The sequence below is a fragment of the Paucibacter sp. KBW04 genome, assembly GCF_003852425.1.
GTDB lineage: Bacteria > Pseudomonadota > Gammaproteobacteria > Burkholderiales > Burkholderiaceae_C > Paucibacter_A.
Window position 1 is genome coordinate 1 of sequence record NZ_QAJN01000026.1, and the last position, 13943, is coordinate 13943.

The window sequence follows — 13943 nt, forward strand, 5'->3', positions numbered from 1 at the left end:
GTGGTTGCGACCATCCTGGCTTAAGTTAGGAATTAGTTTTAAGCGCCACAGGGGCGTAGCTCAATTGGCAGAGCGTCGGTCTCCAAAACCGAAGGTCGGGGGTTCGAGACCCTCCGCCCCTGCCAGCCACCGCTGATCACGGTAGTTGGTTCGTTGGTAGTGCATCAGCCCGCGGGAGTCCTTCTCGGCGGGCTTTGCTGCTGATGGCTGCAAGAGATTGCGGCCCGGATATCCAAAGCAAATGTGAATGCCGCAGCGCGTTTTGCTCGGCATGGAAAAGAATCAATGTCCAATCCTCAAGTCGAAACAGTCACCACCAGCGCCGATAAGGTCAAGCTGGGTGGTGCTGTGGTGTTGCTGGCCGGTGCTTTGGTGGCGTTTTACGCCTTGGCCAATCAGGGTGCGCTCGCGCAATGGGCGGCTCTGCTGGTCTTGCTGGCGGGTTCCGTGGCGGCGTTCTTCACCTCCGAGTCCGGCAAATCCTTGATTGCCTACGGGCGCGATTCCTTGCGCGAAGTGCGCAAGGTGGTGTGGCCGACCCGCAAGGAAGCCACCCAGATGACGGGCTATGTGTTTGCGTTTGTCGTTGTGATGGCGCTGTTTCTGTGGCTGACGGACAAGACGCTGGAATGGGTGCTGTACGACCTGATCCTGGGTTGGAAGCGCTAAGCCCTGCTGCGGCTTTGAAAAGCATTGAAGGATTGCAATGACTGAAGAGCAACAAAGCATTGTCGGGACCGAAGCCGCTGCTGCGCCGGTCGGCCTGCCCAAGCGTTGGTATGTGGTGCATGCTTACTCGGGCATGGAAAAGGCGGTGGAGCGCAATCTGCGTGAGCGCATCGACCGTGCCGAGATGCAAGACAAGTTCGGCCGTATTTTGGTTCCGACCGAAGAAGTGGTTGAGCTGAAGAACGGCAAGAAGGCCGTGACCGAGCGTCGTTTCTTCCCCGGCTATGTGTTGGTGGAAATGGTCATGGAAGACGACACCTGGCACTTGGTCAAGCACACCTCCAAGGTGACGGGCTTTGTGGGCGGCGCGAAGAATCGCCCCGCTCCCATCTCTGAAGCCGAGGTGATGAAGATCGTTAGCCAGATGCAAGAAGGCATCGAGAAGCCCCGGCCCAAGGTCGAGTGGATGGTGGGCGAAATCGTGCGCGTCAAGGAAGGCCCGTTCACGGACTTCAACGGCGCCATCGAAGACGTCAACTATGACAAGTCCAAGGTTCGCGTGTCGGTCACCATCTTCGGTCGTGCGACACCGGTGGAGTTGGACTTCTCGCAGGTTGAAAAAGTCTGACGAACTTGTTCGTCGGACTTTTCGCCGAAAGCCCGAAGGGCTGAAGGCAAAAGGTTGGCAAGTGATTAAGAGCCTGACAGGGCTCGCAGCGAGCGCTATGCGAACTGCATCCTGTCCGTAGTCAGCCTGCGACGAGATGCAGGCAAGAGGAGCAAGGGTACGAGGTGTGAATCTCTAGCCCCTTGCGCTAGCACTCAGGGATTGCGGCGAGGCCGCTGCGATTCTGTAAGGAGAAATTATGGCCAAGAAAATTGTCGGCTTTATCAAGCTGCAAGTGGCGGCAGGCAAGGCTAATCCTTCGCCTCCGGTCGGTCCGGCGCTGGGTCAGCGCGGTCTGAACATCATGGAATTCTGCAAGGCGTTCAACGCTCAGACCCAAGGCCATGAGCCGGGTATGAAGTTGCCGGTGGTCATCACCGCCTACGCAGACAAGAGCTTCACCTTCGTCATCAAGTCGGCGCCCGCAACGGCTCTGATCAAGAAGCTGGCGAAGATCGACAAGGGTTCCTCCAAGGCTCATCTGGAAAAGGTCGGCAAGCTGACCCGCGCCCAGTTGGAAGAAATCGCCAAGATCAAGGTCAAGGATTTGACCGCTGCTGATCTGGATGCCGCTGTTCGTACGATTGCTGGTTCCGCTCGCTCGATGGGCGTGCTGGTGGAGGGTGTTTGAGATGGCAAAGCTGACTAAACGCCAAAAGGCCCTGCAAGGCAAGGTCGAAACCACCAAGCTGTACTCGCTGAACGAAGCGCTGGAACTGGTCAAGAGCCTGGCAACCGCCAAGTTCGACGAGTCCATCGACGTCGCCGTGCAACTGGGCGTGGATGCCAAGAAGTCTGACCAAGTCGTTCGCGGCGCGGTCGTGATGCCTCACGGTATCGGCAAGAACAAGCGCGTCGCCGTGTTCGCACAAGGCGCCAAGGCTGAAGAAGCCAAGGCTGCCGGCGCTGACGTGGTGGGTATGGAAGACCTGGCAGAGCGCATCAAGGCTGGCGACATGCCCTTCGATGTGGTCATCGCTTCCCCCGACACGATGCGTATCGTCGGTACCCTGGGTCAAGTGCTGGGTCCCCGTGGCCTGATGCCTAACCCCAAGGTCGGCACCGTGACGCCTGACGTCGCAACCGCTGTCAAGAACGCCAAGGCTGGTCAAGTCCAGTTCCGCGTTGACAAGGGCGGCATCATCCACGGCACCCTCGGCCGTCGCTCCTTCGACACTGACAAGCTGGAAGGCAATTTGCGCGCGCTGATCGAAGCGCTGAACAAGTCCAAGCCGGCAACGAGCAAGGGCGTGTACCTGCGCAAGGTTGCGATCTCGTCGACCATGGGCGTTGGCGCCCGCGTGGACGTGGCCAGCATCAACGCTCAAGCTTCGGCCTGAGTTTCAAATGAGGTGTAGCGCTAGTCTGGCGCTGCACTGATGAATTGGTGGGGCGCGAGAGGCGAACAGCCTCTCGCGCGTCATCCAAGACCGTTGGCGCGAATGCATTCTTGAATGCGTTTGCTTAATCGAAGACAGGGCCTCAGCCCCGTCTTTAGCCAGCGCAGATGGCGGTCCCGCTGTAAAGGTTTGATTTGTTTCTGGCTTTGAAAAGAGCGAGGAATGGGTTTCCTGGACAGAAGGTCGCTGAACCCGGGTGTGTTTGGAGCCTGAAGCAAAAAAGCGTAGGGCAAAGAACACGTTTTTGTGAGGAGTAGACCTTGAGTCTCAATCGCAACGAGAAAGCAGCCGTCGTTACGGATGTGGCAGCCCAAGCGGCTAAGTCGCAGACCCTGGCGTTGGCCGAATACCGTGGCCTCACTGTGGAAGCCTTGAACAAGCTGCGCGTCGACGCACGTTCCAAGGGTGTTTATCTTCACGTGCTGAAGAACACCCTGGCACGTCGCGCTGTCGCCGGCACCCCGTTCGAAGCTGCTGCAGAGAGCATGGTCGGCCCGCTGATCTATGGCTTTTCTGAAGACGCTGTTGCCGCCGCTAAAGTCATCGCTGACTTTGCCAAGAGCAACGACAAACTGATCATCAAGGGCGGCGCCTATGGCGGCAAGGCCCTGGACGCAAACGGCATCAAGGCCCTGGCATCTGTGCCCAGCAAGGAAGTTCTGCTGGCTCAACTGTTGGGTCTCATGCAGTCGCCCGTCTCGCGCTTCGCGCGTGTCGTGGCTGCTGTGGCCGAACAGCGTGGCGCCGGCGCTCCTGCTGCCGAAGCCGCTGTTGCGGAAGAAGCTGCACCTGCAGCTTGATCGATCAGCTTTACAAGCAACCAATACTGAATCTAGGAGCCTCAAATGGCATTCGATAAAGACGCATTCATCACCGCCCTGGACGCAATGACCGTTCTGGAACTCAACGACCTGGTCAAGGCCATCGAAGAGAAGTTCGGCGTGTCCGCCGCTGCTATGGCTGCTCCCGCAGCTGGTGGCGCTGCTGCTGGTGCAGCCGCTGCTGAAGAGCAGACCGAGTTCAACGTCATCCTGGCTGACGTCGGCGCCAACAAGGTGTCGGTCATTAAGGCTGTCCGCGAAATCACCGGCCTGGGCTTGAAGGAAGCCAAGGACCTGGTCGACGCAGCTCCCAAGGCTGTCAAGGAAGGCGTGTCCAAGGCTGATGCCGACGCCGCCAAGAAGAAGCTGGAAGAAGCCGGCGCCAAGGTCGACGTCAAGTAATGACTTTGGATGTGGGCCTGCTCCGGCGGCCCTCATCCGGTCTTACGACGCAGTACCAGGTCACACAACCGGTCTGCTCTTTGTCGCTGATGAGCCTGACGAGGCAGTTGGCAATAAGTACAGGGGCAGGGCGCTTGTGAATGACTTAAAAGGGGTGGTCTTTTAGACCTCCCCTTTTAGCGTTTGAAGGTCTTGTTGTTCCGAGGATAGTTGAAAGCCTCGCGCGGGGTATGATGCGCGGTTCTTTCAAGTGTTCTCTGATCCGACTGCAGAGAGCCGGTTTGGTCGGACTTCGGTGCAATGCCGGGGTTGTCCGCCAGCGGTTGGTAGTGGCCAACCACCAAGCGTCGAACCTTCCGTCCTGGAATAGGTTCGGAAAGCCAGTCGCCGACGAAGCCTGTTCCACGGCCAGGGATGGGCTCTCGACACGGAGTGTTTATGGCGCAAGCAACCCCCTATAGCTATACCGAGCGCAAGCGAATTCGCAAGAGCTTTGGCAAGCGTGAGAGCGTTCTCAACGTTCCCTATTTGCTGACCATGCAGAAGGAGGCCTATGTCGCCTTCCTGCAAAAGGATGTTCCCGCTGCAAAGCGCAAGGCCGAGGGCCTGCAAGCAGCTTTCTTGTCCGCGTTCCCGATTGTTTCGCACAACGGTTTCGTGGAAATGAAATTCCTCGAGTACAACATCGCCAAGCCCCCGTTTGACACTCGCGAGTGCCAACAACGTGGCTTGACCTATGCAGCCGCCGTGCGCGCGCGCCTGCAGATGATCATCTATGACCGTGAATCGCCCCAGGCGAAGACCGTCAAGGAGATCAAGGAACAAGAGGTCTACATGGGCGAAGTGCCCTTGATGACCGACTACGGTTCCTTCATCGTCAATGGCACCGAGCGTGTCATCGTCTCGCAGCTGCACCGCTCGCCTGGCGTGTTCTTCGAACACGACAAGGGCAAGACCCACTCATCTGGCAAGCTGCTGTTCTCGGCCCGCATCATTCCTTACCGCGGCTCGTGGCTGGACTTTGAGTTCGACGCCAAGGACATCCTGTTCTTCCGCGTGGACCGCCGCCGCAAGATGCCGGTCACCATCCTGCTCAAGGCCATCGGCCTGAATCCCGAGCAGATCCTGGCGCATTTCTTCGTCTTCGATAACTTCCGTCTGATGGACGCAGGTGCGCAGATGGAATTCGTGGCCGACCGCCTGAAGGGTGAAGTCGCTCGCTTTGACCTGACCGACAAGAGCGGCACCGTCATCGTCGAGAAGGACAAGCGCATCACCGCGCGTCATGTGCGTCAGATGGAGCAGTCCGGCACCCAGCACGTCACCGTGCCCGAAGACTTCTTGCTCGGCCGCGTGCTGGCCAAGAATATGGTCGACGGCGACACCGGCGAGATCATCGCCAAGGCCAATGATGAGCTGACCGATGCGCTGCTGAAGAAGCTGCGCCAAGCTGGCATCAAGGACATCCAGTGCTTGTTCACCAACGAGCTGGATGAAGGCGCTTACATCAGCCAGACTCTTGGAGCCGACGAAACCGCCGACCAGCTGGCTGCGCGCGTGGCCATCTACCGCATGATGCGCCCCGGCGAGCCGCCGACGGAAGACGCCGTCGAGGCCTTGTTCAACCGCCTGTTCTACAGCGCTGATACCTACGATCTGTCGCGCGTGGGCCGGATGAAGTTCAACGCCCGTGCGGGCCGCGACACGCCCGAAGGCGCCATGACCTTGTCGAACGAGGACATCCTCGACGTCGTCAAGATCCTGGTTGAGTTGCGCAATGGCCGTGGCGAAGTCGATGACATCGACCACTTGGGCAATCGTCGCGTGCGTTGCGTGGGCGAACTGGCCGAAAACCAGTACCGCTCGGGTCTGGCGCGTATCGAGAAGGCCGTCAAGGAACGTCTGGGCCAGGCCGAGACCGAAGCCCTGATGCCGCACGACCTGATCAACTCCAAGCCCATCTCTGCGGCTTTGAAGGAGTTCTTCGGCGCCTCGCAGCTGTCGCAGTTCATGGACCAGACCAACCCCCTGTCGGAAATCACGCACAAGCGTCGTGTTTCCGCCCTGGGCCCGGGTGGTTTGACGCGTGAACGCGCGGGCTTTGAAGTCCGTGACGTGCACCCCACTCACTACGGTCGTGTCTGCCCCATCGAAACGCCTGAAGGCCCGAACATTGGTCTGATCAACTCCTTGGCTCTGTACGCACAGCTGAACGAGTATGGCTTCCTGGAAACGCCTTATCGTCGCGTCGTCGACGGCAAGGTGACCAGCCAGATCGACTATCTGTCGGCCATCGAAGAAGGCAAGTACGTCATTGCGCAGGCGAATGCTTCGCTGAGCAAGGAAGGCGCACTGATCGACGAGCTGGTTTCGGCTCGTGAGAACGGTGAGTCGGTGCTGACTTCTCCCGAGCGCATCCAGTACATGGACGTGGCGCCTACCCAGATCGTGTCGGTGGCGGCATCGCTGGTGCCCTTCCTGGAGCACGACGATGCGAACCGCGCATTGATGGGCGCCAATATGCAGCGTCAAGCTGTGCCTATCCTGCGCCCTGAAAAGGCCATGGTCGGTACCGGCGTTGAGCGCGTTGCGGCCAAGGACTCGGGCACGGTCGTGGCGGCTCGTCGCGGCGGTATCGTCGACTACGTGGACACGAACCGTATCGTGATTCGCGTCAACGACGAAGAAACCGTGGCTGGCGAAGTCGGCGTCGACATCTACAACCTGATCAAGTATCAGCGTTCTAACCAGAACACCAATATCCATCAGCGCCCCATCGTGCGCCGTGGTGACAAGGTGGCTGCCGAGGACATCATTGCTGACGGTGCGTCCACCGACATCGGTGAGTTGGCCCTGGGCCAGAACATGCTGGTCGCCTTCATGCCCTGGAACGGCTACAACTTCGAAGACTCGATCCTGATCTCCGAACGCGTGATCGCCGAAGACCGCTACACCTCGATCCACATCGAGGAACTGGTGGTCAACGCGCGTGACACCAAGCTGGGCAGCGAAGAAATCACCCGTGACATTCCCAATTTGTCCGAGCAGCAATTGGCTCGCCTGGACGAGTCGGGCATCGTCTACGTCGGTGCCGAAGTCAACCCCGGCGACGTGCTGGTGGGCAAGGTCACACCTAAGGGCGAGACCACGCTGACTCCGGAAGAGAAGCTGCTGCGCGCCATCTTCGGCGAGAAGGCTTCCGACGTGAAGGACACGTCCCTGCGTGTCGATCAAGGCACCTCGGGCACCGTCATCGACGTGCAGGTCTTCACCCGTGAAGGCATCCAGCGTGACAAGCGCGCTCAGCAAATCATTGACGATGAGCTGAAGCGCTTCCGCCTGGACCTGAACGACCAGCTGCGTATTGTTGAGGCCGACGCCTTCGACCGTATCGAAAAGCTGCTGAACGGCCGCGTGGCCAACGGCGGCCCGCAGAAGATCGCCAAGGGCACGGTCATCGACAAGGCCTATCTGGCCGGCGTCGAGAAGTTCCACTGGTTTGACATCCGTCCTGCAGAGGACGAAGTCGCCAATCAGCTGGAATCGATCAAGAACTCGCTGGAACAGACCCGTCACAGCTTCGACCTGGCTTTTGAAGAAAAGCGCAAGAAGCTGACGCAAGGCGACGAGCTGCCCGCTGGCGTGCTGAAGATGGTCAAGGTTTACCTGGCCGTCAAGCGTCGCCTGCAGCCTGGTGACAAGATGGCCGGCCGTCACGGTAACAAGGGTGTCGTGTCCAAGATCGCTCCGATCGAAGACATGCCCTATATGGCCGACGGCACACCTGCTGACATCGTGCTGAACCCGCTGGGCGTGCCCTCGCGGATGAACGTGGGTCAGGTGCTGGAAGTTCACCTGGGCTGGGCCGGCAAGGGCATTGGCCAGCGCATCGGCGACATGCTGCAAGAACACGCTCGCGTGTCCGAGCTGCGTCAGTTCTTCGATGAGCTGTACAACAAGTCCGGTGGCAAGCCTGAGCATCTGGAAGACCTGAGCGACGAGGAAATCGTCGAGATGGCTCACAACCTGCGCAACGGCGTGCCTTTCGCGACCCCGGTCTTCGACGGTGCCAAGGAAGAAGAAATCCGCGCCATGCTGAAGCTGGCTTACCCGGACGACATCGCCGCCAAGAAGGGCCTGACCGCCTCGCGCACCCAGGCTTATCTGTCGGATGGCCGCACCGGCGAGCGCTTCGAGCGCCCGACCACCGTCGGCTATATGCACGTGCTGAAGCTGCACCACTTGGTGGACGACAAGATGCACGCCCGTTCCACCGGCCCCTACAGCTTGGTCACGCAGCAGCCGCTGGGTGGTAAGGCGCAGTTCGGTGGCCAGCGTTTCGGTGAGATGGAAGTGTGGGCGCTGGAAGCTTATGGCGCCTCCTACATCCTGCAGGAAATGCTGACCGTCAAGTCCGATGACGTGAACGGCCGTACCAAGGTGTATGAGTCCATCGTCAAGGGTGAGCACACGATCGAAGCCGGCATGCCGGAATCGTTCAATGTGTTGGTCAAGGAAATTCGGTCGCTTGGTATCGATATTGAGTTGGAGCGGAACTAATGGCCTTGCGGGACAGACCGCCCTCGCGTACCCGCGAGTAGCTCTGTCCCCAACTGGCTAAGAGTCTTTGCGGGACAGACCGCCCTCGCGTACCCGCGAGTCGCTCTGTCCCTCACTGACTAAAAGTTCATTGCATCCAACCACAAATTAGGAGAAGCCATGAAGGGCTTACTGGACCTGTTCAAGCAGTTCACCCCGGATGAACACTTCGACGCGATCAAGATCGGGCTGGCCTCGCCCGAGAAGATCCGTTCGTGGTCTTTCGGTGAGGTGAAGAAGCCTGAGACCATCAACTACCGCACGTTCAAGCCCGAGCGTGACGGTCTGTTCTGCGCCAAGATCTTTGGTCCCATCAAGGACTACGAATGCCTGTGCGGCAAGTACAAGCGCCTCAAGCACCGCGGTGTGATCTGCGAGAAGTGCGGCGTTGAAGTCACCCAAACCAAGGTTCGTCGTGACCGCATGGGCCACATCGACCTGGCCGCGCCTTGCGCTCACATCTGGTTCCTGAAGTCCCTGCCTTCGCGCTTGGGCCTGGTGCTGGACATGACGCTGCGTGATATCGAGCGCGTGCTGTACTTTGAAGCCTACGTGGTCGTTGACTCGGGCATGACGCCGCTGAAGAAGTTCTCGATCATGACCGAGGACGACTACGACGCGAAGCGCCTGGAGTTCGGTGACGAGTTCATCGCCCTGATGGGCGCTGAGGGCATCAAGAAGTTGCTGGAAGAGATGGATCTCGACGTCGAGATCGATCGCCTGCGCAACGACATGACCGGCTCCGAGCTGAAGGTCAAGAAGAATTCCAAGCGCCTCAAGGTCATGGAAGCCTTCAAGCGTTCGGGCATCAAGCCGAACTGGATGGTGCTGGAAGTGCTGCCCGTGTTGCCGCCGGACCTGCGTCCGCTGGTGCCGCTGGACGGTGGCCGTTTCGCCACCTCCGACCTGAACGATCTGTATCGTCGCGTCATCAACCGCAACAACCGTCTGGCTCGTCTGCTGGAGTTGAAGGCCCCTGAAATCATCGTGCGCAACGAAAAGCGCATGCTGCAGGAAGCCGTGGACTCGCTGCTGGACAACGGTCGTCGTGGCAAGGCCATGACCGGCGCCAACAAGCGTGCTCTCAAGTCCTTGGCCGACATGATCAAGGGCAAGAGCGGTCGTTTCCGTCAGAACTTGCTGGGTAAGCGCGTCGACTATTCCGGTCGTTCGGTGATTACCGTGGGCCCGACCCTGAAGCTGCATCAGTGCGGTCTGCCCAAGCTGATGGCGCTGGAGCTGTTCAAGCCTTTCATCTTCTCGCGTCTGGAGGCGATGGGTATCGCCACCACCATCAAGGCGGCGAAGAAGGAAGTCGAATCCGGCACGCCGGTGGTCTGGGACATCCTGGAAGAGGTCATCAAGGAGCATCCGGTTCTGCTGAACCGTGCGCCTACGCTGCACCGTCTGGGCATCCAGGCCTTTGAGCCCGTGCTGATTGAAGGCAAGGCGATCCAACTGCACCCGCTCGTTTGCTCGGCATTCAACGCCGACTTCGACGGTGACCAGATGGCCGTTCACATCCCACTGTCGATCGAAGCGCAGATGGAAGCCCGCACCCTGATGCTGGCCTCCAACAACGTGCTGTTCCCCGCATCCGGCGAACCCTCGATCGTGCCTTCGCAGGACGTGGTGCTGGGTCTGTACTACGCCACCCGCGAGCGCATCAACGGCAAGGGCGAGGGCATGGTCTTCTCGGACATTCCCGAGCTGATCCGTGCGTTGGAAAACGGCGCGGTGGAAATCACCGCCCGCGTCAACGTCCGCATGGTGCACTACACCAAGGGCAGCCAGCCTGGCGAGTGGATCCCCGAAGTCAAGCTGACCAGCACGACCGTGGGCCGCGCTTTGCTGAGCGAAATCCTGCCCAAGGGCCTGCCCTTCGCGAACATTGACAAGGCGCTGAAGAAGAAAGAAATCTCGCGCCTGATCAATACCTCCTTCCGCAAGTGCGGTCTGAAGGAAACTGTGGTGCTGGCCGACAAGCTGCTGCAGAGCGGTTTCCGTCTGGCCACGCGCGCCGGTATTTCGATCGCCATCGACGATATGTTGGTGCCGCCCGAGAAGCCCGTGCTGATCGCTCGCGCCGAGCAGGAAGTCAAGGAAATCGAGCAGCAGTACATCTCCGGTCTGGTGACAGCCGGCGAGCGCTACAACAAGGTGGTGGACATCTGGGGCAAGACCGGCGACGAAGTCGGCAAGGTCATGATGACCCAGCTGTCCAAGCAAAAGACCACCGACCGTCACGGCAAGGAAGTGGATCAGGAGTCCTTCAACTCCATCTACATGATGGCCGACTCCGGTGCTCGCGGTTCCGCAGCCCAGATTCGTCAGCTGTCCGGTATGCGGGGTCTGATGGCCAAGCCTGATGGCTCCATCATTGAGACGCCCATTACCGCGAACTTCCGCGAAGGTCTGAACGTTCTGCAGTACTTCATTTCCACCCACGGTGCTCGTAAGGGTCTGGCGGACACGGCTTTGAAGACGGCGAACTCGGGTTACCTGACCCGTCGTCTGGTTGACGTGACGCAGGACTTGGTGGTGATCGAGGATGATTGCGGCACCGACAACGGCCTGGCCATGCGCGCCCTGGTCGAAGGCGGTGAAGTGATCGAATCCCTGCGCGACCGCGTGCTGGGTCGTGTCACGGCTATCGAGGTGCTGCACCCCGAGACCCAGGCCGTGCTGCTGCCGGCTAAGACCATGCTGGACGAAGACACCCTGGACATGCTGGAACAAGCCGGCGTGGACGAGGTCAAGGTTCGTACCCCGCTGACCTGCGCCACACGCTTTGGTCTGTGCGCCCATTGCTATGGCCGCGATCTGGGCCGAGGCGGTCTGGTCAATGCTGGTGAAGCCGTCGGTGTGATCGCTGCTCAGTCCATCGGTGAACCCGGTACTCAGCTGACCATGCGTACCTTCCACATCGGTGGCGCGGCTTCGCGTGCGGCCGTGGCTTCGAGCGTCGATGCCAAGTCGGAAGGCTTGATCGGCTTCAACGCCACCATGCGTTATGTGACCAACGGCAAGGGCGAGTTGGTGGTGATTAGCCGTTCCGGCGAAATCATCATTGCCGACCAGCACGGCCGTGAGCGCGAGCGTCACAAGGTGCCTTACGGCGCCATCCTGAGCATCAAGCCGGACCAGGCCATCAAGGCTGGCACCATCTTGGCGAATTGGGATCCGCTGACTCGCCCCATCATTACCGAGTTCGCGGGTACCGCGAAGTTCGAGAACGTGGAAGAAGGCGTGACCGTGGCCAAGCAGGTGGACGAAGTCACCGGCTTGTCGACCCTGGTTGTGATCGACCCCAAGCGTCGCGGTTCGGCCAAGATCGTGCGCCCGCAGGTCAAGCTGCTGGATGCCAATGGCCAGGAAGTGAAGATCCCCGGCACCGACCACTCGGTGACGATCGGCTTCCAGGTCGGTTCTCTGATCCAGGTGCGCGACGGCCAAGAGCTGGCTCCTGGCGAAGTGCTGGCCCGTATCCCGATGGAAGGTCAGAAGACCCGAGACATTACCGGCGGTCTGCCGCGTGTGGCCGAGTTGTTCGAAGCCCGTTCGCCCAAGGATGTGGGTGTGCTGGCCGAGCAAACCGGTACGGTGTCTTTCGGTAAGGAGACCAAGGGCAAGATTCGCCTGGAAATCACCGACCCGGACGGCAAGAAGCACGAAGAGCTGGTGCCCAAGGAAAAGAACATCCTGGTGCACGAAGGCCAGGTGGTCAACCGCGGCGAATTGATTGTGGACGGCGCTGCCGACCCGCAAGACATTCTGCGCCTGCTTGGCATCGAAGAGCTGGCTCGCTACATCGTCGACGAAGTGCAAGACGTGTATCGCTTGCAAGGTGTGAAGATCAACGACAAGCACATCGAGGTGATCGTTCGCCAGATGCTGCGTCGTGTGCAGATCACCAACCCGGGCGACTCCAGCTACATCATCAACGAGCAGATCGAGCGCTCGGAGTTGCTGGACACCAATGACCGTCTGCGCAAGGAAGGCAAGATGATTGCCACCCACTCGGACGTGCTGATGGGTATCACCAAGGCTTCGCTGTCGACCGACTCCTTCATCTCGGCCGCTTCCTTCCAGGAAACGACCCGCGTGCTGACCGAGGCTGCCATCATGGGCAAGCGCGACGAGCTGCGCGGCTTGAAGGAAAACGTCATCGTGGGTCGCCTGATCCCCGCCGGTACCGGTATGGCTTTCCACCGCGCCCGTTATGCCAAGGAGAAGATGGACGACGCCGAGCGCCGTGCTATCGCTCAGCAAGAAGCCGAGGAATTGGCTTCGGCACAAATGGCCAGCGTGGACGCCGGTCAAGAAGGCTCGGCCGAATAATTCGGTTCAGCCAACAAGCAAAGGCCACCCTCGGGTGGCCTTTTTTTACGCCTGTTGTGTTGGCATGTCGGCGCCTTGGAGGCTGGCTAGGTACTGCCGGGTCCAGACTTCGGGCGTCAAGATATCCACCCCAAAAGCTCGTGCCCGCTTGGCCAAGGCCAGCACCGCCCGGTCGCGAGAAATCAGCCAGCGTGCCTTGGCCTCGACCGCCAGGTCGATGAACATTTGATCGTCCGGGTCGCGGCAGATCAAGCGAATCACACGCGGCGGTACCTGATCCAACATCTGGCAGTGTTTGGCAAACCCTTCACGCACTTGTTCCAAATTGGGCGCATAGCTTGCCGCCACGCCGCGACCCAGCACGTGCAAGATCTCATCCAACATGGCGGGCTGGCCCAGCCACAGCAGCTGACCGCGGCTGATGGCCTCGACCAAGGTTTGTACCCGCGCGTCGTTAAAGACCAGCCAATCCATCACGACCTGGGTGTCGATGACCAGCTTGGGTGGCGGGCTAGTGGCGGGGCAGGGGGCTGGAGTCATGGCGCTTGGCTGGCAAAAGCCGACAAGAATACCGGGATGTTGCGGTTTTCAGGCCTTCTTGACCTGGTTTTGCACCGAAAACCTGGCGATTCCTGGGCTCTGCCTGAGCTGCGCGCCCGTGCTTGTGTGTTTTCCGGGTTCTGGTCTACAATCGCAGGCTCTTCGGCGGGCCTTGCTGCGCATTTCGCGCGCGGTTCAAAAAGTCCTGCAAAGTCTTTGCATCTAGTGCTGCAAGATTGGGTCGAGTTCAGTTTGAGCGCGATTCCTTGCGGCAGCTATGGTCGGCAGCGTGCCGGCCTTGGTTTGTTGGTCGATTCAAGACCTTAGCTTCGCGGTGCCAAGACGAGTTCTGAAGGCAGCTCATCCTGAGCCTTGCCGCCGAAGCGTGTGACTTCAAACGGGAACAAGTTACTTATGCCAACCATCAATCAGCTCGTGCGCCACGGTCGTGAGACCGAGGTCACGAAATCCAAATCGCCGGCGATGCAGGGTTGCCCCCAGCGT

9 protein-coding genes, 1 tRNA gene and 1 pseudogene are annotated in these 13943 nt (G+C 59.7%); 10 read left to right on the forward strand and 1 reads right to left on the reverse strand.

All coding sequences use genetic code 11. The features are described from left to right. The first annotated feature begins 49 nt into the window (after positions 1-49). The 9 genes from DBR47_RS24205 (at position 50) to rpoC (ending at position 12899) form a co-directional block, all read left to right on the forward strand. Positions 50-125 (forward strand) — tRNA-Trp (locus DBR47_RS24205). Positions 126-285: 160 nt separating this feature from the next. After that, positions 286-669: a preprotein translocase subunit SecE gene (secE, locus tag DBR47_RS24210; RefSeq protein WP_124455039.1), complete on the forward strand. Its 384-nt coding sequence runs from the start codon at positions 286-288 to the stop codon at positions 667-669. A gap of 37 nt (positions 670-706) precedes the next feature. Further along, a complete protein-coding gene (nusG, locus tag DBR47_RS24215) occupies positions 707-1297 on the forward strand; it encodes a transcription termination/antitermination protein NusG (protein WP_124455041.1) in 591 nt (196 codons plus the stop codon). Between the two features lie 238 nt (positions 1298-1535). Continuing rightward, on the forward strand, positions 1536-1967 hold the full coding sequence (gene rplK / locus DBR47_RS24220; RefSeq protein ID WP_124455043.1) for a 50S ribosomal protein L11: 432 nt from the start codon (positions 1536-1538) through the stop codon (positions 1965-1967). Between the two features lies 1 nt (position 1968). Further along, a complete protein-coding gene (gene rplA / locus DBR47_RS24225; RefSeq protein WP_124455044.1) occupies positions 1969-2676 on the forward strand; it encodes a 50S ribosomal protein L1 in 708 nt (235 codons plus the stop codon). A 320-nt stretch (positions 2677-2996) separates the two neighbouring features. Beyond that, on the forward strand, positions 2997-3536 hold the full coding sequence (gene rplJ, locus DBR47_RS24230) for a 50S ribosomal protein L10 (RefSeq protein WP_124455046.1): 540 nt from the start codon (positions 2997-2999) through the stop codon (positions 3534-3536). A 45-nt stretch (positions 3537-3581) separates the two neighbouring features. Next, complete coding sequence (gene rplL, locus DBR47_RS24235; protein WP_058721894.1) at positions 3582-3959, forward strand: 50S ribosomal protein L7/L12; 378 nt, start codon at positions 3582-3584, stop codon at positions 3957-3959. 438 nt (positions 3960-4397) lie between these two features. Next, positions 4398-8519: a DNA-directed RNA polymerase subunit beta gene (gene rpoB, locus DBR47_RS24240; RefSeq protein WP_124455047.1), complete on the forward strand. Its 4122-nt coding sequence runs from the start codon at positions 4398-4400 to the stop codon at positions 8517-8519. 159 nt (positions 8520-8678) lie between these two features. Then, the gene (gene rpoC / locus DBR47_RS24245) at positions 8679-12899 is read left to right on the forward strand and encodes a DNA-directed RNA polymerase subunit beta' (RefSeq protein ID WP_124455048.1); all 4221 of its coding nucleotides are present in this window, start codon (positions 8679-8681) and stop codon (positions 12897-12899) included. A gap of 45 nt (positions 12900-12944) precedes the next feature. On the opposite strand, the gene DBR47_RS24250 is transcribed toward rpoC, so the two are convergent. Beyond that, positions 12945-13439, reverse strand: coding sequence for a putative toxin-antitoxin system toxin component, PIN family (locus tag DBR47_RS24250; RefSeq protein ID WP_124455050.1), 495 nt, complete (start codon positions 13437-13439; stop codon positions 12945-12947). Between the two features lie 414 nt (positions 13440-13853). Here DBR47_RS24250 and rpsL point away from each other — a divergent pair. Continuing rightward, a pseudogene (rpsL, locus tag DBR47_RS24255) lies at positions 13854-13943 on the forward strand (30S ribosomal protein S12); the annotation flags it as partial.

Excerpts from the sequence above, each read along its gene's own strand:
- rplA (WP_124455044.1), top strand. The coding sequence starts at position 1,969 with ATGGCAAAGCTGACTAAACGCCAAAAGGCCCTGCAAGGCAAGGTCGAA.
- rplK (WP_124455043.1), top strand. The coding sequence starts at position 1,536 with ATGGCCAAGAAAATTGTCGGCTTTATCAAGCTGCAAGTGGCGGCAGGC.
- rpoC (WP_124455048.1), top strand. The coding sequence starts at position 8,679 with ATGAAGGGCTTACTGGACCTGTTCAAGCAGTTCACCCCGGATGAACAC.
- rplL (WP_058721894.1), top strand. The coding sequence starts at position 3,582 with ATGGCATTCGATAAAGACGCATTCATCACCGCCCTGGACGCAATGACC.
- rpoB (WP_124455047.1), top strand. The coding sequence starts at position 4,398 with ATGGCGCAAGCAACCCCCTATAGCTATACCGAGCGCAAGCGAATTCGC.
- secE (WP_124455039.1), top strand. The coding sequence starts at position 286 with ATGTCCAATCCTCAAGTCGAAACAGTCACCACCAGCGCCGATAAGGTC.
- DBR47_RS24250 (WP_124455050.1), bottom strand. The coding sequence starts at position 13,439 with ATGACTCCAGCCCCCTGCCCCGCCACTAGCCCGCCACCCAAGCTGGTC.
- nusG (WP_124455041.1), top strand. The coding sequence starts at position 707 with ATGACTGAAGAGCAACAAAGCATTGTCGGGACCGAAGCCGCTGCTGCG.